This window comes from Agrobacterium sp. 33MFTa1.1 (assembly GCF_004328495.1).
Lineage (GTDB): Bacteria > Pseudomonadota > Alphaproteobacteria > Rhizobiales > Rhizobiaceae > Agrobacterium > Agrobacterium pusense.
Map to the genome: position 1 here is coordinate 402,999 of NZ_CP036358.1, position 19,962 is coordinate 422,960.

A 19,962-nucleotide genomic window follows, 5' to 3' on the forward strand; every position below is an offset into this window, starting at 1 on the left:
CAGTTTTGTCAGCCGGCGAAACCGACTCCGGCCTGACGCTGGCCGAGCGCATTGAACACCGTGGAAATGATGCCGGCCCGGTCGAGGCCGGCATTGGCATACATGGTCTCTGGCTTGGCTTGTTCCACCCACTGGTCGGGCAGTGTGAGTGTCCGCACCTTGGGGCCGTGATCGAGCAGGCCGGCGCTTGCCATGAAATGCAGCACATGTGCGCCAAAACCGCCGACCGAGCCTTCTTCGATCGTCACCAGAATCTCATGATGGGCGGCAAGCTGTCGGATGAGATCGAGATCGAGCGGCTTGGCGAAGCGCGCATCGGCAACCGTCGTAGAAAGACCGGCGGCGTCCAGGTCTTCGGCCGCCGCCAGGCATTCCGCAAGGCGGGTTCCGAAGGAAAGCAGGGCAACCTTCGTGCCTTCCTTGATGATGCGACCCTTGCCGATCTGAAGAATCTCCCCGCGCGCGGGCATCTCGACGCCGACACCTTCTCCGCGCGGATAACGGAAGGAAATCGGGCCTTCGTCATAGGCCGCTGCCGTGCGGACCATATGTTTCAGCTCCGCCTCATCGGACGCTGCCATCACCACCATGCCGGGCAGGGTGGCGAGGAAAGTGGTGTCGAAGGAGCCGGCATGGGTCGGCCCGTCGGCGCCGACAAAACCGGCGCGGTCGATCGGGAAACGCACGGGCAGGCTCTGGATCGCCACATCATGCACCAGCTGGTCGTAACCGCGCTGCAGGAAGGTGGAATAAAGCGCGCAGAACGGCTTGTAACCGTCAGCCGCAAGCCCCGCCGCAAAGGTGACGGCATGCTGTTCGGCAATGCCGACATCGAAGGTGCGCGCCGGGAACAGCTCGGCCATCTTGTCGAGGCCGGTACCGTTGGGCATCGCGGCCGTCACACCGATGATTTTCTCATCGAGTGTGGCTTCCTGGATCAGCGCCTCGGCAAAGACGCTAGTATAGCTCGGCGCATTCGGCTTGGCTTTCGCCTGCGCGCCGGTGATGACGTCGAACTTGTTGACGCCGTGATATTTGTCGGCTGCGGCTTCCGCCGGCGCATAACCCTTGCCCTTCTGCGTCACCACATGGATGAGGACAGGGCCTTTCTGGTTGTCGCGCACATTGCGCAGCACCGGCAAAAGGTGGTCGAAGGAGTGACCGTCGATCGGGCCGATGTGATAGAAACCAAGCTCCTCGAACAGCGTGCCGCCGGTCACGTAACCGCGTGCATGGGTCACGGCGCGGGTAATGGCGCGGTCGATCGTCTTGCCGAGATACGCCGTCAGCTTCTTGCCGAAATCGCGAAAACCCATATAGGTGCGGCCGGAGGCGAGACGCGCCAGATAGGCGCTCATCGCGCCGGTCGGTGGCGCGATCGACATGTCGTTGTCGTTGAGGATGACGATCAGTCGTGCATCGAGCGCGCCGGCATTGTTCAGTGCCTCAAACGCCATGCCGGCAGACATGGAACCGTCACCGATGACAGCAATGACCTTGCGGTCGCTGCCATCCAAGCCCGCCGCCACCGCCATGCCGAGACCGGCGGAAATGGAGGTAGAAGAATGGCCGGCGCCGAAATCATCATATTCGCTTTCCGCACGGCGGGTGAAACCGGAAAGGCCACCTTCCTGCCGCAGCGTGCGGATGCGATCACGCCGGCCGGTCAGGATCTTGTGCGGGTAACATTGATGGCCGACATCGAAGATCAGCCGGTCTTCGGGCGTGTTGAAGACCTTGTGGATGGCAATCGTCAGTTCCACAACGCCAAGGCCGGCACCCAGATGCCCACCGGTTTTCGACACGGCGTCAATCATCTCGTCGCGCAGTTCCCTTGCCAGTTCCGGCAAGTCGCGATCATCGATCTCCTTGAGATCGGAGGGAAAATTCACCCGGTCAAGCAATGGTGTCTGTGGCATTCCGGTCAATCGTTCGGCCTTTTCTGGTGGTCCCCGCGCGGCGCGTGAGAACGTCTTTCATCGCGAAAGCCGCCGGGTGAACCATGCATGTCGTATACTTCTATAGAATTTCAACCTTCCGGCAAAGGGACAAACTCTTCTTCGTCGCCGGGAACGATGTCGAAGCGTCCCGTTCTCCACTCCTGTTTGGCCTGTTCTATGCGTTCTTTTGATGACGAAACGAAGTTCCACCAGATGTATCGGCGCTCATTCAGCGCTGCCCCGCCAAAGATCATGATGTGACAGCCATTGCTGCCGGCCTGAAGCGTGATGTCGTCACCCGGCCGGAAGACGAGCAGCTGGTCGGCGGCGAAGATATCGCCCGCCACATCCAGCGAGCCGGACAGGATATAGATCGCCCGCTCCTCATGATCGGCGGAAAAGGGAAACTTTGCCCCCGGCTCCAGCGTCAGGTCGACATAAAGCGTATCCGTGAAGGCCGCAACGGGGGAGGTGAGGCCCTCGAATTCACCGATCACTACACGACCCGACGCGCCCTTGATATCGATCACCGGCATCTCTTCCTTTGCCGTGTGGGCAAAGGCCGGGTCGATTTCCTCCATATGGTCGGGCAGGGCAAGCCAGGTCTGGAGGCCCGACATGGAAAGCGGATGGCCGCGCAGGTTTTCCGGCGTGCGTTCCGAATGCACGATGCCGCGCCCGGCCGTCATCAGGTTGATGTCGCCGGGGCGGATGACAAGCTCGGTGCCGAGACTGTCTCGATGCTTGATTTCGCCGTCGAACAGATAGGTGACGGTGGAAAGCCCGATATGCGGATGCGGCTTCACATCCAGCGCCTCACCGGCCTTCAGTATCGCCGGACCCATGCGATCGAAAAAGATGAAGGGACCGACAAGCCGCCGCTGCCGCGTCGGTAGCGCGCGCCGCACCGCAAAGCCGCCAATATCGCTGGTGCGGGGGATGATGAGGTTCTCGATGGCGTCGCAGGCAAAGGCATCGCCCGCGACGGGATCGTTACCGGGAAAGAAGGACATGGTCAGCTCCTCGTATCGTCTGGCGGGAGTTTAGCATAACCGAGGGGGAGGGGAGCATCGCGATATCGAACGCAGCGTCAACGATCCTTGTTAACACGACATTGTGAGAACACCTTACGGCCGGGGAAAGTTCTCAAAACCTCTCCTCCGTCATCCTCGGGCTTGTCCCGAGATCTAAACACGTCAAGAAAATCAATGCATTGCAGATCCTCGGGGCAAGCCCAAGGATGACGTCGAGCGTTTAAATCGGGAGGTGGCTACCTTATCGAATCCCGTCCGAACGCTCACCCTAAACGCAGTCACTCTCCGTCAAGCGGCTCCACACCCTGCGGCTTGCCGGCGCGGTCGAGACGGATCTTCTCGATGCGCTTTTCGGCAGCGTTCAGCAGCGTTTCGCAATGCTTCTTCAGGGCTTCGCCGCGCTCATAAATGGCGATGGATTCGTCCAGCGCCACGTCGCCGCGTTCCAGACGTGCGACAATGCTTTCCAGCTCGGCGACGGCTTTTTCGAACGAATAACCGCTGACATCGGCTGTGTTGGCATTTTCCGTCATGTTCAACCCTTCATCATTCTCAAAATATGCATGGCTGCCGATTCCGCCAGCCCTTCCAGATCATAACCGCCTTCCAGCAGGCTGACGACCCGGTTCGAAGTGTATTTATCCGCCATCTCCAAGAGCCGGCCCGTCGCCCAGTCGAAATCCTCTCCCACCAGATTGATCTGCGCCAGCGGATCGCGGTGATGCGCGTCGAAACCGGCGGAGATGAGAATGAGATCGGGCGAAAAATCCGCAATCGCCGGCAAAACGCGTGATTTGAATGCCTCGCGGAAATGTTCGCTGCCGGTGTTCGGAGAAAGCGGTGCGTTGACGACGTTGTTCTTCACGCCGGTTTCGTTTTTATCGCCGCTCCACGGATAAAGCGGCATCTGGTGGGTGGAACAGAACAGCACGGATGTGTCGTTCCAGAAGATGTCCTGCGTGCCGTTGCCGTGGTGCACATCCCAGTCAATGATGGCGACGCGCTCGGCACCATGCGCCTTCTGCGCGTGGCGGGCGGCGATCGCCACATTGTTGAAAAGACAGAAGCCCATGGCCTTGGCGGTCTCGGCATGGTGGCCAGGCGGGCGGGCTGCAACGAAGACATTGTCGGCAGCGCCGGCAAAAACATCGTCTACTGCCGCCATTGCAGCGCCGATGCCGGTCAGCGCCGCCTGCAGGCTTTTTTGCGAAACGTAAGTGTCGGCCTCAATGCGGTTGATCTCGCCATCCTCTTCCGGAATCTGTCGCATCACGGCAAGCAGATGCTCTTCCGGATGCGCCAGCAGCACCGCGTCTTCATTGGCCTGAGGCGCTTCTTTGCGATCAAGGCGCTCGAAATTCGGATGTTCGAGCGCGATGTTCAGCGACCGCAGGCGGTCCGGCCGCTCGGGATGGCCGGAAGGCGTGATATGCTCAAGGAAGATCGGATGTTCGTATAAACGCGTCGCCATTCTTTTCCTCCCGAAGAAAGTGTTTTCAGGCGCGCTGCGGCAGCAGCGGATAACCCGCCATGACGGCGCGGCCGGCAAGGGCTGCCAGCACGGCCTTCAGCGCATCACCCGGGATGAAGGCGAGCGAACCCATGAAAGCCTTTTCAAAACCGAGACCGACGACCACCGCCAGGTAGGTGATGCCGAAAGCATAAAGCACGACCACGCCGCCGATCAGGCTGGCGACGAAAAAGCCAACACCCTGCGCCAGAGCGGACTGGCTGCGATTGACGAGTTTTTCCGAGAGCGTGCCGGTGACGAAAACGGCTGCGATCCAGCCGATCAGGAAGCCCGTTGTCGGCGTGGTGAAGATCGAAAGACCGCCACGTCCGCCCGAAAGCACCGGCAGGCCGATGGCGGCAATCAGAATCGTCAGCAGAACCGCGAGCGTGCCGCGTTTTGCGCCGAGGACGACGCCGGCGAGCATGACGCCGAGCGACTGCGCGGTAATCGGCACCGGAATGAAACCGAGCGTGATCGGCGGCAAAAGCCCGAGCGCGATGATGATGGCGGAAAACAGCGAAATCAGCACGAGGTCGCGGGTCGTCATGGCTCGGAAACTCCGGATGGTTGTCTGGCCGTCAGCTTTGGCCTCTGAAACCGCGCGCGTCAATGGCGTCGGCAATGGCATCGGCATCCTTCAACGTCATAATGACGAGCGGCACGATGATGGTCGCCATCCGCACGGGCAGGCCACGCGCCCGGTGTGCATCGCGCACCGCATGGTAACGGTTGACGATCTCAGGCACGAAGCGCACCACCAGTCCGACTGCAAGCCCGATATCGGCGGCCTTGAGCAGCCCCAGCCTTTCCAGCGGGGAGGCAGCACGTGTAATTTCGTCCATGAACTGCGAAATGCTGACGGTGATGGTGACGGCGGTGGCGAGCAACGCAAGTGCCGTCAGCCGCATAAGATTGACACTGGCATCGTGTGCCGGAAGCAGGAGATAGCTGAAGCCGGCAACGAGGAAGATCGTCAGCATCACCGGCCGCAGCCGCAGGGCGATGTCCTTGAGGGGCAGCCGCGTCGCGCTCAGAACTAGCGCGGTCAGAACCATCGCGCATGCGAGAACCAGCAAGTCGCGGGTGAGGAACAATGCAATGCTGAAGCCCATGAGCGTCAGAAGCTTGAGGCGCGGCGAGACGCGGTAAAGCCAGCCCGTTCCTTCGACATGCAGCGATTTCATCGCGACGCCACCTCCAGATAGCGCGCCACCGCCGCTTCAGGTGCAGCATCTGCAATAAGCGCACCCTCATGGAAAACCAGCACCCGATCGAAACCCCGAAGCAACGGCAGATCGTGGGTTATGACAATCAGCGCCTGGGACAGCGCCGCCATGGCTCTTTCCACGATTGCGCGGTTTTTGAGATCAAGCTGGTTGGTTGGCTCATCGAGAATGAGGATTTGCGGTTCCGTCACCAGAAGGGCGGCAAGCGCTGCAAGCTGTAGCTCACCGCCGGAAAGCTCATGCGCGCGCCGGTCTTCCAGCTGCGCGATGCCGAGTCCGGCCAGAACGACCTTCACCCGATTTTCAGTTTCGGCCTTGCCGAGGCCGAGCCGCTTCAGCCCGAAGGCGACATCGTCGCGCACGATCGGCAGGATGATCTGGTTTTGGGGATTCTGGAAGATGAAACCGACCATCTGCAGGATGGCCCTGGCGTCGCTCACGGTGTCGAGACCGTTCACCGAAACCTTGCCCTCGCTTGGCTTGTTCAGCCCGTTGATCAGCCGGGCAAAGGTGGTCTTACCGGAACCATTGAGACCGATTACGCCGATACGCCGTTCCGTCAACGTCAAAGACAGCGGCTGCAGGACCTGCCGGCCCTCGAAAACGACACCGGCGGCATCGAAACGGATTTCCAAACTTACATCCTCGCGCTCGTTTCCGGTTCTATATCCCGTCATCAACAGAAGTGAAACAAGGAACAAAAAAAGAACATTGCATTCGCGAAAAAGCCGTCATACCTTCTGGGCCATGACGATCAAGGTTTCGAACGAAGCAGCAAGGCGAATTTTTCTGGCGCGGCAGGGCCTTTCCTCCCCGCCCGGCAAGGCGCTTTCCAAGGATGGGCTGCTGCAGCTCATCACCGATCTCGGCTTCGTGCAGGTGGACAGCATCGGCACGGTGGAGCGCGCCCATCACCAGATTATTTTCTCCCGCAACCAGACCTACAGGCGCAACCATCTGACCACGCTGCTGGAAAAGGATCGCGCGCTTTTCGAGCACTGGACGCATGATGCCTCCATCCTGCCGACGGAATTTTATCCCTATTGGAAACACCGCTTCCGCCGCCGCGAGCCGATCATTCAGGAACGCTGGCGCAAATGGCACGGTGAGGGCTTCGATGCCGCGTTCGGCGAAACGCTGGAGCGCATCGCCGCAACCGGGCCGGTGCTGGCGCGGGAGCTTAAAGAGGAGGGACACCAGTCCGGTGGCTGGTGGAACTGGCATCCCTCCAAGACCGCACTCGAATATCTCTGGCACACCGGCAAGCTTGCAATTGCCGGCCGTGTGAACTTCCAGAAGGTCTATGATCTGGCCGAACGGGTCATTCCCGGTGAGCATCACGAGACCGAAGTGGAGCACGCCGAATTCGTCGACTGGGCCTGCCGCGAGGCGCTGAAACGGCTGGGGTTCGCCACCCACGGCGAAATCGCCGCGTTTTTCGATCTTGTGACGCCGCAGGAGGCGAGAGACTGGGTCAAAAACCATCGCGATGAATTGTGCGAGGTCTCGCTTCTCGCAAGTGACGGCGATACTGCCCGCCAGTCCTATGCCTTTGCCGATTTCACTGCCGACCTGACGGACGTACCGGAACCGTCCTCCCGCGTTCGCGTGCTGAGCCCCTTCGACCCTTTGCTGCGTGACCGAAACCGCACGGAGCGGCTATTCGGCTTTTATTATCGCATCGAGGTTTTCGTGCCGGAGCCGAAGCGGCAATATGGCTATTATGTTTTTCCGCTTCTGGAAGGCGACCGTCTGATCGGTCGCATCGACATGAAGGCGGAGCGCAAAGGCAGCACTCTGGATGTACGCCGCCTGTGGCTCGAGCCCGGCGTGCGCGCTTCGGCCGGGCGGCTGGAAAAGCTCGATGCGGAATTGTCGCGGCTTGCGAAGTTCACAGGGGTCGAGAGCGTGAACTATCTGGAGGGCTGGCGGGAGGAAAACTGAGTTTTTCGCACGGATGATTGCGAGAGAGGTGCCCTCGGACTCAAGGTTATCGATCCGTGATACCCCATTGTAGCGCGGCGTTGCGACATATTTCTTCTCCCCGCCGGGGAGAAGGTGGCCCAAAGGGTCGGATGAGGGGGCAACGGTAGAGATTTACGGAGAGCTAGCCCCTCATCCCGCTGCCACGGACTTCTCCCCGGCGGCGAGAAGAAGCAGGCGGAACCCGCTCGCCTCACAATTGCGCGGCGAGACCAGGCAAAAACCTAAGCTCACCCGATATCCGTCGCCGAAATCTTGATGCCAAATCCTTCGAGACCGACATAATGGCGTTCGCGCGTGGTCATCAGCTTGATCGAGCTGATGCCGAGGTCTTTGAGGATTTGCGCGCCGAGACCGATTTCCAGCCATTCGTTTTCCCGCGAGCGGGCCTGGGCGTGTGCCTCGTCCGGGTCGCGCGCCTTGCGCCGCCCCGCAACCTGACCGACGCCGACGGAGCCTTCACGGAGATAGACGATGACGCCGCGGCCTTCCTCGGCGATCTTCTGCATGTAGTGCCGCACCGGCTGGCGGTCGCCGAATACGTCGTCAGCGACGTTTTCCGGGTGCAGGCGCACGGGAATGTCGACACCGTCCCTGATGTCGCCGAAAATCACCGCCATGTGCTGCATCCGGTCCCAGGGAAGGGAGTAGGTCTGCGCTCTGGCCGGGCCGAAGGGCGTTTCGATGGTGAAGGAGGATTCCATCTCCACCAGCGTTTCCTTGCGCTGGCGATAGGCTATCAGATCGGCAACCGACACCTGCTTGAGCTGATGTTTTTCCGCAAAGGCGGTGACCTGCGGTCCACGCGTCACGGTGCCGTCGTCATTGACGAGTTCGCAGATGACACCGATCGGCGGCAGGCCTGCCAGCTTGCAGAGGTCGACGGCGGCTTCCGTATGTCCGGAGCGCATCAGGACGCCGCCCTCACGGGCAATCAGCGGGAAAATGTGTCCAGGCCGGGTAAAATCGGCGGCTCCGACATTTGGATTGGCGAGATTGCGCACCGTCAGCGTGCGGTCATCGGCGGAAATGCCCGTTGTGGTGCCGTGCTTGAAATCGACGCTGACGGTGAAGGCCGTGGTATGGGCGCTGTCATTTTCGGCCACCATGGCATTGAGGTTCAGGCGCTTGGCTTCTTCGCGCGGCATGGGGGCGCAGACGATGCCTGACGTGTGGCGCACGATGAAAGCCATCTTTTCTGCCGTGCAGTGGACCGCTGAAATGATCAGATCGCCCTCGTTCTCACGGTCATCATCATCGGTCACGACAACGATTTCACCGGCTTCGAAAGCGCGGATGGCATCGACAACGCGTTTCTGGTCATAGGCCATTGCGGAATACCTCACTTCAACCGGCCGGTCTGGCCGCGATCCCTCAGATAATGGTCGGCGACGGTGCAGGCCACCATCGCTTCGCCGATCGGCACGGCACGAATGCCGACGCAGGGGTCGTGGCGTCCCTTGGTGCGCACGTCGACATTGTTGCCATCGGCGTCGATCGACTGGCGCTCGGTCAGGATTGACGAGGTCGGCTTGATGGCAAAGCGCGCGATGACGGGCTCGCCGGTCGCAATGCCACCCAGAATGCCGCCGGCATGATTGGAGAGGAAGATCGGCCTGCCGTCATTGCCCATGCGCATTTCATCGGCATTCTCCTCGCCGGAAAGCTCGGCGGAGGCGAAACCCTCACCGATCTCCACACCCTTGACGGCGTTGATCGACATCAGGCTGGAGGCTATATCCTGGTCAAGCTTGGCGTAGATCGGTGCGCCGATACCCGCCGGAACGCCTTCGGCGATCACTTCGACAACGGCGCCAATGGACGAACCGGCCTTGCGGATGCCGTCGAGATATTCTTCCCAGACGGGCACCATGGCGGCATCAGGGCAGAAGAACGGGTTCTGATCGACCTGATCCCAATCCCAGTTGTCGCGGTTGATCCTGTGTTTGCCGATCTGCACCAGCGCGCCGCGCACGTTGAGGCTGGGTACCACCTTTCGCGCAATTGCGCCGGCAGCGACACGCGCCGCCGTCTCGCGCGCGGAGGAGCGACCACCGCCGCGATAATCGCGAATGCCATATTTCAGGTCATAGGTGAAATCCGCATGTCCGGGGCGGAAACGCCTGGCGATCTCGCCATAATCCTTGGAGCGCTGGTCGGTATTTTCGATCAGCATGGAAATCGGCGTGCCTGTTGTCGTCATCGTCTCGCCGTCCTCATCCAGCATGACGCCGGAAAGGACCTTGACGATATCGTCCTCGCGCCGCTGGGTGACGAAGCGGCTCTGGCCCGGCTTGCGCTTGTCCATCCAGTGCTGCACCTCCGCAAGGGTAAACCGGATGCCGGGCGGGCAACCATCCACCACGCAGCCAAGTGCCGGCCCGTGGCTTTCTCCCCAGGTGGTAACGCGGAAAAGATGACCGAAACTGTTATGCGACATAATTCTCAAACCGGAAAACGGGGCGCCTGTGGACAGCGCCGTTTAAAACAAGCGGATTTGTCTTAGTGGAAAATCCGGACAAGGCAAAAGCCTTTCTTTCATCGCAAACGCGATAAGAAGGTGACGTACCGTTCACGACTTGCGAAAGGACGAAAAACGACAGTCCCGCCATGGGCGACGGAAAGTGATTCGACCGTATCGACGGTTTTTTGAGATGACGAAATTGTAAAAGAGCCGGGGTTTTCCACCCTAAACCCGAGTTTTCCAATATTGCCGGAAAATGCGGTGTAAAAATCACTAACGGCTTGAACAGGATTTGAAATCCGTTCATCAATTGGGCCGAAAATGTCATGGTTGCGGGCAATTTCCGCCACATTCGAAAGGCAATTCTTCATGCATGTAAGGTTTTCACGCAAATCCACGAAAGCTAGATCGATGCGTATGATGATTGCCGCCCTTCTGGCCACCGCCAACCTCCTGATGCCGATCAACGGCTTCGCCCAGAGCGTCGACGTGGAAGGCACGATCAGCAAGATCGACGCGAACGGTCTCAGTATCACGCTGAACGACGGCAAGACCTATCGTGTGCCGGAAGAATTCAATTTCGAAGGTCTGAAAGCGGGCGTGAAGGTCGTTGTCTTCTACACGGAAGTGGATGGGAAACGTGTGGTCGACGATCTGCAGGTTGTGGAGTAAGCAGCCGCCTACCAAGTCAAAACCTCCTTTGTGAAACGAGCGGGTGCCACCTGTTTCTTCTCCCCGAGGGGAGAAGTCCGCGGCAGCGGAATGAGGGGGCAAGCTCTCCGAAATCCGGCAACGTTGCCCCCTCATCCAACCCTTCGGGCCACCTCTCCCCGGGTGAGAGAAGAAACAAGCTGCGATGTCCTGCCAATCATAGGAAAGCTGCCAGCCCCTAGGAAATCCACTCGACGCTGTTCCTGTCGATCTCGACCTTCAAAATCTGGTCCTGCGGGATTTGCGTCCGCGACGCCTCATCCTTGTCCATGCCTGAAACAAGTCTGAAAATCGAGCGGATGACGCCGCCATGGCAGACGCAGACTGTCGGCCGCTCCACGGAGGAGAGCCATGCGCCGATGCGCCAGGAGAGGATTTCATAGCTTTCGGCATCCTGGCCGGGGGGAATGAAATCCCACTTGTTGGCCTTGCGCGCCTTCACCCGGTCCGGAAATTCCTTCTTGAGCTCGGGCAACGTCTGCCCTTCCCAGTCACCGAAGGAAACTTCGATGAGGCGGTCGTCGGTGCGATAGGCCTTGGGATCGAGCCCCATCGCGCCGCGCATCAGTTCCATTGTCTCGCGCGTGCGCCCGAGCGGGCTTGCTACATAATCGAAATCCGCGGCCTGATCCCCCAGGAGGCGGGCGAGAAGCAGACCATTGCCGACCGCCTGCTGGCGGCCGAAATCATTGAGCGGAATGTCTTTCTGGCCCTGAAGCCGGCGTATCGCATTCCAGTCCGTTTGTCCGTGCCGGATCACATAGACGAGCAAGGCGATACCCCAGTTTCAAGCATTCCCGGTTGTCGTCAGTCCTTCACCACCGAAATGTCAGGCGCATCCACCGCCTTCATGCCGATGGTGTGGTAACCGGAATCGACATGGTGGATTTCGCCGGTCACGCCAGTCGAAAGGTCGGAGAGCAGGTAAAGCGCCGACTTGCCGACTTCCTCGATCGAAACGGTGCGCTTCAGCGGCGCATTATATTCGTTCCACTTGAGAATGTAACGGAAGTCGCCGATGCCGGAAGCAGCGAGCGTCTTGATAGGGCCGGCGGAAACGGCATTGACGCGGATGCCGCGATTGCCGAGGTCGACGGCGAGGTAACGCACGCTTGCCTCAAGCGCGGCCTTGGCCACGCCCATGACGTTGTAGTTCGGCATCACCTTTTCGGCGCCGTAATAGGTGAGCGTCACGATCGAACCACCGTCATTCATGACGGGCTCCGCCCGCTTGGCAACGGCGGCCAGCGAGAAGACGGAAATGTCCATGGTGCGGTTGAAATTGTCGCGGCTGGTGTCGAGGTAACGGCCGGTCAGCTCATCCTTGTCGGAAAAGGCAATGGCGTGCACGACGAAGTCGATCTTGCCCCAGTGCTTTTCCAGGCTGGCAAAAACCGCATCGATCGTCTCGAGATCGGTCACATCGCAGTGACCGGCCATGAAGGCGCCGAGTTCCTGGGCCAGCGGCTCGACACGCTTCTTCAGCGCATCGCCCTGCCAGGTGAGAGCCACTTCCGCACCCGCGTCGGCGCAGGCCTTGGCGATGCCCCAAGCGATGGAACGATTATTGGCGACACCCATGATGAGGCCGCGTTTGCCAGCCATGAGGCCGGATGCCTGAGCCATTTTATGCTCCCTAGTACTTTTGATCGGTCCTGCCTATGGCATAGGCTGCAATCCTGTTCAAGATTGCCAAGGATCATCAACTGTTAGGGAACGTAACAAAGGGTGCGTTGTCCCGGCTATTCGCAAAACTTTCACAAATAAAGGCCTTCGCGCATGTGGCGCATCAGGTCGGTCACCTTCTCATCGGGCTTCTCGTGCAGGACGATGCGCAGTTCGATGACGAGATCGCCGGAGCCGCCATTGCCGTCGGCAAGGCCCTTGCCGGCAATCCTGAGCGCGCGGTCCGAGCCTGACCAGGCTGGAATGGTGATGCTTTCCTCGCCAAGCGGCGTCTTGACCTTTGCTTCGCAGCCCAGAACCGCATCGCTGAGCGAGATCGGCAACGTTGTGTGGATATCGAAGCCACGAAGGGAAAACGCATCCTCGCGTGCGGTCAGCAATGTCACGGCGAGATCGCCGCGGGCCATGTTCGGAAGCTTCAGCCCCTGTCCCTTCAGCCGCACCACATGTCCGTCGGTCATGCCGGCTTCCAGCTGGAAGCGAACCTCTCGTTCATCGGCAAGCGATACGGTAATCCACTTTTGCTCCAGCAGATCGGCGACCGTGACGATAGCCTCCGCCGTGATATCGGGCGCCTTTTCGGGAGCTGGTTGCGGCGTGCGGAACCGGCGTACGAGAGCGCTGAAGAGATTGGCGGCAAGCGAGACGGGCGCGGCCCTGTCATCGCCAGCGCCGGACTGGGCGGTCTCGCCGGCGGCAGGCGCATCGCCTCTTACGGCGCTTGCGGCAGCCTTTGCCGCTTCCGCCGCCTGCTGTACCTTGGGATCGTTCTGTGCCTCCGCGCCGAAAATCCGCTCGACGATGTCTTCGGCACTTTCCGTCCTGGCGTCGGTTTTCTGGCCGGTCTGCGTCCGGTTGCGGGCGTCCGCCCGGGCCAGTTCTTCCATCAGCTTTTCGGCCGCCCTGGCGCGTTCAGCCGCCTCGCGCGCGGCCTCCCGCTGCTGCATGATGGTCTGATCGCGCTGCTTTTTTTCTGCAGCCTTGCGGGCCTGATCGTAGAGATCGCGCTTTTTCGGGTCTTTCAGAAGGTCGTAGGCCTGTCCGATCTCGGCGAATCGCGCCGAGGCATCGGGATCGTCGCGATTGGCGTCCGGATGAACGGTTTTCGCCTTCGTGCGCCAGGCGGCCTTGATTTCCTCGTGGCGGGCGTCACGTTTTACGCCGAGGATCGAATATGGATCGCGCATGCGAAACACCAGTTACGTTGGCTCAGGCGCCTGCCGCCCGTCATGGCGCAATCCTGAAGCTAACCCCTCCGAAAAGGGGTGCCCGCGATCATTCGCCTGCACGCCCTCGGTTTAATCAACGTCGACTGTTGCAATAAGTTGCTAATCACTCCTTTACGGAGCAGGTTCGACGCACCGGGGCCGCGCCTATTCCCCATGGAAGGGTAAACAGATTATTTCTGCTCGAAGCGGGTCATCAACCATTCGCCGGTTTCCGACAGGCAGGCCTGTCCGGAATAAGCTGCCACCCCTTCGAAGGAGTGGCGCGTTGTCTTGAAATCGCGGCAGACGAAACCGCTTGATTTGTCTTCGTGAATGGCGGTCACGACGCCGGCGCTGCCGGTGGCGGCATTCGCCCAGGGCAGCGGCTGGTCGGCAAGTTTGGCGAGATCGGCCGATGTCACCGCATTGCGAATGGTCACATCGTCGGTCTGGGCGCTGCCATTCTGCTGGTTGGGCACGGAGGCAGTGGAAAGCGAGCGGTCAACCTTGTCGCCGCCGAACAGATCGAGGCTGACGCATCCGCTCAGCACCGCAAGCATCGACACGACGGCGGAAACTTCCGCTACCGACGAAAGGAGGCTCTTTGTTCGACTGTTCGACTTTGCTATGACGGTCACCATCTTTCACCAGAGATCATCTCTGGGGTCCAAATCAGCTCGGGAGCATTTTAGTCAATATGTCGGAAACGGGGTTAACATCCAGTGACTTCACGGAAGAAAATGAACCTTTCACGCTTTTTGCCGAATGGCTGAAGGATGCGACGGCTTCCGAGATCAACGATCCGAACGCGGTGGCACTTGCCACAGTGGACGAAAATGGCCTGCCGAATGTGCGCATGGTGCTGCTGAAAGGCGTCGATGACCGCGGCTTCGTGTTCTACACGAATTTCGAAAGCCAGAAGGGCCGGGAGATCCTCGGCCAGAAAAAAGCGGCCATGTGTTTTCACTGGAAGAGCCTGCGACGTCAGGTGCGCCTGCGCGGCGAGGTGGAGATCGTGAGCGACGAGGAGGCGGATGCCTATTACTCCTCCCGCCCGCGTGGCAGCCGCATCGGCGCTTGGGCATCCAAGCAGTCACGGCCGCTGGAAGACCGTTTCGCGCTGGAAAAGGCGGTGGCTGAATACACTGCCAAATATGCGATCGGCGATATTCCGCGCCCGTCCCATTGGTCCGGTTTCCGCATTCGCCCCGTCAGCATCGAATTCTGGCATGACCGCAAGTTCCGCCTACATGACCGCATCGAATTCCGCCGCGACACGCCAGACGGTGCCTGGTCCAAGGTCCGCATGTACCCCTAAGGGCGTCAGGCCGCGCCATTGGCGCCTGCCTGTTTAAGCAGCCAATCCAACAGCGCCGGGCCAAGGGTGGCCCGGCAGAAGCTCCATCCGCCGTCCGTAAAGCGCTTTCGAATCGACGCTGCCGGAGAATCGTGATTAGAGTTGGACATCACGAACAAAGGATGAACAAATGCTTCTGTCCATGATGCGCCAGTTCGAGGCTGCCTCGCAGAAATATGCCGATGAAAACGGGATCGCCCGTGATCCCGACTGGTTCATGCTGAAGCTTCAGGAGGAGGTGGGCGAGGTTACGCAGGCCTGGAACCGGCTGACAGGGCGGGGGCGCAGCAGGGGCAGAAGCGGAGAGGAGATGAAGCGTGATCTGGCTGACGAAACCGCCGATCTGCTCGGCCACGTACTGCTGCTGGCGCATCGCAACGGTCTCGATCTCGAAAATGCGATAGAACGCAAGTGGCGCTTCAAGCCGGGGGCCTGACGCTCCGCCGAGGACCATTCGATCCTGCTGCGTCGTGCCTCCGCGATCCGCTAGGAGAACGCGATGACAAAGAACAGGATCGCAAGAGCGACAGCCACAGGTGCCATGACCAGCTGCTCCGGGCGGCTTTTCGACATTGCGTTCAATCCGATGCTCACCGCCATGTAACAGACGATGATCCAGATTCCAGGTTCAACCCAGCCAGACGGCCAGATGTCGGCCCAACCCGCCTTTTGCAGCGGGAAGGAAACGAAAAGCGCATAAATGAGCGGTGTCGCTGCGCTGGCTATCCTTTGCCGTCCCGGCAATACCGTGTGCGCGCCGCCCCAGGCAAGGCGGCCGAAAGGGGCGCCGGCGGCGAGCGCAATCTGGAACAGGGACAGAACCAGCAGTATCAGCGTTATGAGTGACACGGCGACAGGCATCATGATTACCCCGGTTATGGATACGCCGGCAGAGGCATTTGCCCAGTAGCGGCGCCCCAGCCCGACATGTGTTTCATCATGACGCCAAATCGCGAAGCACGTATGACGCCGTTTCGCGCCCCAGCCCGATTTTCACTCTACTCAGGCCTGCGCTTTTTGCAGAAGGTCGGCCACCATATGCAGGTCGCTGGCGACGGCCACGCATTTCTCCCGCATTTCCTCGGTCGGCGGCGCAACGTCAGGCACCATGATCGTCATCATGCCCGCCGATGTCGCCGAGCGTACACCCGAGTAGGAATCCTCCAGGGCAAGACAGCGCCCGGGATCGAGGGACAGTCGTCGCGCGGCTGTCAGATAGGGCATGGGCGCCGGTTTCGGCTCCGTATAGTCGCCGCGCGCGACAATTGTGTCGAAGCGATTGAGCAGGTCGTGGGGCCCAAGGTGGCGCGTCACCGAATCGTGCCGCGACGAGGTGGCGATGGCGCGGCGGATATCGAGGCTGTCGAGAAGGTCGAGGATCTCGGTGACGCCCGGCTTCAACGCCACGCCATCGGCCATCATCACGCCAAGATGCCGGAGCCAGGCGTCTCGAAAACTGTCGATGGGAAAATCCGCGCCATAATCAGCAAAAATGGTGCCGGTGATGACGTCCCACGGGCTGCCGCAGACCTTCTGATAGGTCTCCACCCTCATGCCGTGGCCGCCTTCTTCCGAAGCCGCCAGAAATGAATCGCGATAGAGCCGCTCGCTCTCGATCAGCAATCCGTCCATGTCGAAAACCACGGCCCGCGGGAGAAAAGGCAGCATGGCTCAACCGAACCGGAAAGGGCGTTCGCCAAGGCTCTCGAACGGACGGATCAGGTAACCATCCGGATCGGCGACGATGAACTGCCGGTTGCCCACTTCGACCGTGCCGCGCCTGTACCATTTTTCTTCCAGCGGCATGACGAGGTCGATGGAGGATCGCTCCAGCCGGGAAAGAATGGGTTGCAGCGAGGGGACGGCAAGCTGCAGGTTCATGCCGCGGCCAAACGGAAATTCGAGCACGGCATTATCAGTCACGAATGTCCGCGTCGCGCCAATCTGGTCGATCATCAGCTGGGCATCCCCCAGCGCCAGATAGGTAAAGCCCTCTTCGGGGCGCTCATAGACCACATGAAAACCGATCAGGTCGCAATAAAATGCGCGGCTTTTCTGCCAGTCGCTGACGGCAAGTTCAGGAACGAGGGCATTTCGTATGATGGTCATGGTCTCCTTTGCTACGCAGCCCAGTGTGGGCGTAAGGCCTGCGGTAAGGGTGATCTTACCGTCTTCGCGGCTGCACACCAGAGAAAACCGCATCATGGCAGCCATGTGTGGGGTCATGGGCTGACGAGGCGCCGACAGGCTCAGTGTGGCTGCAACTCTTTCTTCCGTCATTCCGGCCTTGAGCCGGAATCCAGCCAGCCCAAGTCCTTGGGCTGAAAAGAGTCTTCCCGCCGCGCCGACGCGCGTCGGCTGGATTCCGGCTCAAGGCCGGAATGACGGGTGATGCACCGTTACATCACTTTATGCGCTACAGATACGCATTAACAGTCGTTACAGGCAGGGTCGGGAGATTTACGCCTTCGTGCCGCCCACGGTGATCTGGTCCATGCGCAGATGCGGCTGGCCGACGCCAACAGGCACCCATTGCCCGGCCTTGCCGCAATTGCCGATGCCGGTATCGAGTTTCGAATCATTGCCGATCATCGAGACGCGCTTCATCGCATCCGGCCCGTTGCCGATCAGCATGGCGCCCTTCACCGGCGCGCCGATCTTGCCGTTTTCGATGAGATAGGCCTCGGTGCAGCCGAACACGAATTTACCCGAGGTGATATCGACCTGGCCGCCGCCGAAGGAGACGGCATAGATGCCCTTCTTGACGGAGGCGATGATCTCTTCCGGCGTCTTGTCGCCCGACAGCATGTATGTATTGGTCATGCGCGGCATCGGAACATAGGCATAACCCTGACGGCGACCGTTGCCGGTGGGCGTCGCACCCATCAGCCGGGCGTTCTGGCGGTCCTGCATGTAGCCCACCAGCCTGCCGTTCTCGATCAGCACGTTGTAACCGGAAGGGGTGCCTTCATCGTCCACGGTCAGCGAGCCGCGGCGGCTGTCGATAGTGCCGTCGTCCACCACGGTCACGCCGGGCGCGGCGACCATTTCGCCCATCAGGCCGGCGAATGCGGACGTCTTCTTGCGGTTGAAATCGCCTTCCAGACCGTGACCCACGGCCTCATGCAGCATCACACCCGGCCAGCCGGAGCCCAGCACCACATCCATGGTGCCGGCCGGCGCATCGATGGCGGTGAGGTTGACGAGCGCCTGACGCAAAGCCTCATCGGCGCCGCGCTGCCAGTTTTCTTCTGTGATGAAATCGCCGAAACCGACCCGGCCGCCAATGCCATAGGAGCCGCTTTCCTGCCGATCGCCTTCACCCGCCACGACGGAGATGTTGATGCGGGTCATCGGCCTGACGTCACTGACGCGGTGCCCATCGGCGCGCAGAATGTCAACCACCTGCCAGCTTGCGGAAATCGTCGCCGTCACCTGCCGGACATTGGTGTTCTTGTCACGCAGATAGGCATCGATATCGGTGAGAAGCTTCACCTTCTCTTCGAAGCTCGGGCTGCCGATGGGGTTCTCGTCGCCATAGAGCTTCTTGTTGGTGCGCTGCGGTGCGGCGGCATAGGAGCCGGAATAACCTCTCGTCACTGCGCTGACCGCATCCGATGCACGTTTCAGCGCGCTTTGCGAAAGCTCGCCCGCATGGGCGTAACCCACCGTCTCGCCGGCGACCGCCCGCAGGCCGAAACCCTGGTCTGTATTGAAGGAACCGCCCTTGAGCCGGCCATTATCGAAAGTCAGCGACTCGGCCTGCGCATGTTCGATGAAAAGCTCGCCATCATCAGCGCCGGCGAGGGCCTCGCCGACGAGCTTGCGCAATTGCGTTTCGTCGCAATCGAAGAGTTTTACAAGATCGTCGGTCATAGGAGGCTCCAGTCATTATCGTTCATGACCGATTTAGGCACTGGAGCGGGCGGACGCAAGGCTGTCCGGTACGGCAGGCTTCAAGGAAGCGCGTCGTAACCTTCGGCAAACCCCGTCAGTTCGATCGGAATGCCGACGCGGTCCTGATCGACGGATTCACGCAGTGCAAAAACAGCGTTCTTGCCGGCGCGCAGAACCTTCAGCAACTCGTCGTCAATATCAACTTCCACATAGCAGCCTTCGGAGAAGCAGCGGGTGAAATAGGCGCGGCCGATATTGTTACTGTCGATATAGAGTTCCATGCCGTCCTTCAGAAGCACGCCCAGCGGTGCGAGGATGCGGAGGATGCGCGACTTGCGGTCGGCCGTCTTCAGCACCACCACTGAAAGACCGACTTCCGGGCGGTCGTCGGCAATCACGTTCTGCATCAGGGCGCATTGTTCTTCCGAAGCGCCCGCCGGCTTGTCACAGATGACAGACCATGCACCATGCGTCGACTTCGGCGTTCCGGGCTGCGGCTGTTGCGCCAGCGCCGCGGCGGCGGGGGCGATGATGGCAAGACCGGCGGCGGCAAGAAAAGTGCGCGCGAGCGGGGAAAGACGCATGGATACCTCTGGGATTCGAATCAGTGCGGCTATTTTGACGCCATAATCCGGAAAAAAAAGCCTCGGGCTTTCAATTCCAGCCGAGTTGGGCGGAAATAGGACCTGTCGGTCCTGATGGCAGCCGGATTTGATCGCGGCATCGGTCGTCATCCCGCGATCAAACCGGCTGGAAGACGGGGCTTGCCGCATTTTTTCGTCGCGAAATCGTCTTCGGCAGACGAGCCGACGCACAGGCTGCAGGAAAGTCGCGCGCGGATTGATCAATGGCAAAATTGGGGCGCATCCGTGGCGTGACGCATATTGCGGCAGAGGGCAAACTGTGGTTTGAAGTTATTACCATTAGCATGGATTCTGCGCCT

23 protein-coding genes are annotated in these 19,962 nt (G+C 60.2%); 4 read left to right on the forward strand and 19 right to left on the reverse strand.

The annotated features are described in order from the left end of the window. Positions 1-8: 8 nt before the first annotated feature. From dxs to EYD00_RS01990, 7 genes are all read right to left on the reverse strand, one after another. Entirely contained in the window at positions 9-1,928 is a 1,920-nt protein-coding gene (gene dxs, locus EYD00_RS01960) for a 1-deoxy-D-xylulose-5-phosphate synthase (protein ID WP_034495944.1), read from the reverse strand. A 101-nt stretch (positions 1,929-2,029) separates the two neighbouring features. Then, on the reverse strand, positions 2,030-2,953 hold the full coding sequence (locus EYD00_RS01965; protein WP_004440327.1) for a pirin family protein: 924 nt from the start codon (positions 2,951-2,953) through the stop codon (positions 2,030-2,032). Between the two features lie 299 nt (positions 2,954-3,252). Then, a complete protein-coding gene (locus EYD00_RS01970; RefSeq protein ID WP_003503059.1) occupies positions 3,253-3,507 on the reverse strand; it encodes an exodeoxyribonuclease VII small subunit in 255 nt (84 codons plus the stop codon). A gap of 2 nt (positions 3,508-3,509) precedes the next feature. Further along, a complete protein-coding gene (locus EYD00_RS01975; RefSeq protein WP_004440330.1) occupies positions 3,510-4,445 on the reverse strand; it encodes a histone deacetylase family protein in 936 nt (311 codons plus the stop codon). Between the two features lie 25 nt (positions 4,446-4,470). Then, a complete protein-coding gene (locus EYD00_RS01980; protein ID WP_004440332.1) occupies positions 4,471-5,034 on the reverse strand; it encodes a biotin transporter BioY in 564 nt (187 codons plus the stop codon). 31 nt (positions 5,035-5,065) lie between these two features. Further along, on the reverse strand, positions 5,066-5,671 hold the full coding sequence (locus EYD00_RS01985; protein WP_004440335.1) for an energy-coupling factor transporter transmembrane component T family protein: 606 nt from the start codon (positions 5,669-5,671) through the stop codon (positions 5,066-5,068). After that, the gene (locus EYD00_RS01990; protein ID WP_004440338.1) at positions 5,668-6,348 is read right to left on the reverse strand and encodes an energy-coupling factor ABC transporter ATP-binding protein; all 681 of its coding nucleotides are present in this window, start codon (positions 6,346-6,348) and stop codon (positions 5,668-5,670) included. The genes EYD00_RS01985 and EYD00_RS01990 overlap by 4 nt, the downstream gene beginning before the upstream one ends. 112 nt (positions 6,349-6,460) lie before the next feature. On the opposite strand from EYD00_RS01990, the gene EYD00_RS01995 reads away from it, so the two are divergent. Next, complete coding sequence (locus EYD00_RS01995; RefSeq protein ID WP_004440339.1) at positions 6,461-7,657, forward strand: winged helix-turn-helix domain-containing protein; 1,197 nt, start codon at positions 6,461-6,463, stop codon at positions 7,655-7,657. 269 nt (positions 7,658-7,926) lie between these two features. Here the strand turns inward: EYD00_RS01995 and ribB are convergent, their stop codons facing one another. The 3 genes from ribB to EYD00_RS25815 form a co-directional block, all read right to left on the reverse strand. After that, positions 7,927-9,027, reverse strand: coding sequence for a 3,4-dihydroxy-2-butanone-4-phosphate synthase (gene ribB / locus EYD00_RS02000; protein WP_004440341.1), 1,101 nt, complete (start codon positions 9,025-9,027; stop codon positions 7,927-7,929). A gap of 11 nt (positions 9,028-9,038) precedes the next feature. After that, complete coding sequence (aroC, locus tag EYD00_RS02005; RefSeq protein ID WP_004440343.1) at positions 9,039-10,136, reverse strand: chorismate synthase; 1,098 nt, start codon at positions 10,134-10,136, stop codon at positions 9,039-9,041. Positions 10,137-10,234: 98 nt separating this feature from the next. Continuing rightward, entirely contained in the window at positions 10,235-10,558 is a 324-nt protein-coding gene (locus EYD00_RS25815) for a hypothetical protein (protein ID WP_210215365.1), read from the reverse strand. 13 nt (positions 10,559-10,571) lie between these two features. Between EYD00_RS25815 and EYD00_RS02010 the strand changes: the two genes are divergently transcribed. Next, positions 10,572-10,832, forward strand: coding sequence for a DUF1344 domain-containing protein (locus EYD00_RS02010; protein ID WP_006699882.1), 261 nt, complete (start codon positions 10,572-10,574; stop codon positions 10,830-10,832). Between the two features lie 217 nt (positions 10,833-11,049). Here EYD00_RS02010 and EYD00_RS02015 read toward each other — a convergent pair whose 3' ends face one another. From EYD00_RS02015 to EYD00_RS02030, 4 genes are all read right to left on the reverse strand, one after another. Next, entirely contained in the window at positions 11,050-11,643 is a 594-nt protein-coding gene (locus EYD00_RS02015) for a histidine phosphatase family protein (protein WP_006699881.1), read from the reverse strand. A 35-nt stretch (positions 11,644-11,678) separates the two neighbouring features. Then, positions 11,679-12,497 (reverse strand): enoyl-ACP reductase FabI, encoded by an 819-nt coding sequence (gene fabI, locus EYD00_RS02020; protein ID WP_004440350.1) that lies wholly within the window; start codon positions 12,495-12,497, stop codon positions 11,679-11,681. A 131-nt stretch (positions 12,498-12,628) separates the two neighbouring features. After that, positions 12,629-13,744, reverse strand: a complete 1,116-nt coding sequence (locus EYD00_RS02025) for a DnaJ C-terminal domain-containing protein (RefSeq protein ID WP_004440352.1) — start codon at positions 13,742-13,744, stop codon at positions 12,629-12,631. Between the two features lie 212 nt (positions 13,745-13,956). After that, the gene (locus EYD00_RS02030; protein ID WP_004440354.1) at positions 13,957-14,406 is read right to left on the reverse strand and encodes an RT0821/Lpp0805 family surface protein; all 450 of its coding nucleotides are present in this window, start codon (positions 14,404-14,406) and stop codon (positions 13,957-13,959) included. Between the two features lie 56 nt (positions 14,407-14,462). Here EYD00_RS02030 and pdxH point away from each other — a divergent pair, with 56 nt between their 5' ends. Together pdxH and EYD00_RS02040 are read left to right on the forward strand one after the other, a co-directional pair. Then, positions 14,463-15,083 carry a pyridoxamine 5'-phosphate oxidase gene (gene pdxH, locus EYD00_RS02035; protein ID WP_004440355.1) on the forward strand — a complete coding sequence of 207 codons (621 nt, stop codon included), beginning with the start codon at positions 14,463-14,465 and terminating at the stop codon, positions 15,081-15,083. 169 nt (positions 15,084-15,252) lie between these two features. Next, positions 15,253-15,558: a pyrophosphohydrolase domain-containing protein gene (locus EYD00_RS02040; protein WP_004440356.1), complete on the forward strand. Its 306-nt coding sequence runs from the start codon at positions 15,253-15,255 to the stop codon at positions 15,556-15,558. A 50-nt stretch (positions 15,559-15,608) separates the two neighbouring features. Here EYD00_RS02040 and EYD00_RS02045 read toward each other — a convergent pair whose 3' ends face one another. The 5 genes from EYD00_RS02045 to EYD00_RS02065 form a co-directional block, all read right to left on the reverse strand. Further along, positions 15,609-15,986 (reverse strand): hypothetical protein, encoded by a 378-nt coding sequence (locus EYD00_RS02045; RefSeq protein ID WP_004440357.1) that lies wholly within the window; start codon positions 15,984-15,986, stop codon positions 15,609-15,611. A 138-nt stretch (positions 15,987-16,124) separates the two neighbouring features. Next, entirely contained in the window at positions 16,125-16,790 is a 666-nt protein-coding gene (locus EYD00_RS02050; protein ID WP_004440358.1) for an HAD family hydrolase, read from the reverse strand. Between the two features lie 3 nt (positions 16,791-16,793). Continuing rightward, complete coding sequence (locus EYD00_RS02055) at positions 16,794-17,231, reverse strand: bleomycin resistance protein (RefSeq protein ID WP_006699875.1); 438 nt, start codon at positions 17,229-17,231, stop codon at positions 16,794-16,796. A 351-nt stretch (positions 17,232-17,582) separates the two neighbouring features. Further along, on the reverse strand, positions 17,583-18,998 hold the full coding sequence (tldD, locus tag EYD00_RS02060) for a metalloprotease TldD (protein ID WP_004440360.1): 1,416 nt from the start codon (positions 18,996-18,998) through the stop codon (positions 17,583-17,585). An 80-nt stretch (positions 18,999-19,078) separates the two neighbouring features. Continuing rightward, on the reverse strand, positions 19,079-19,603 hold the full coding sequence (locus EYD00_RS02065; RefSeq protein WP_004440361.1) for an invasion associated locus B family protein: 525 nt from the start codon (positions 19,601-19,603) through the stop codon (positions 19,079-19,081). Between the last annotated feature and the right edge of the window lie 359 nt (positions 19,604-19,962).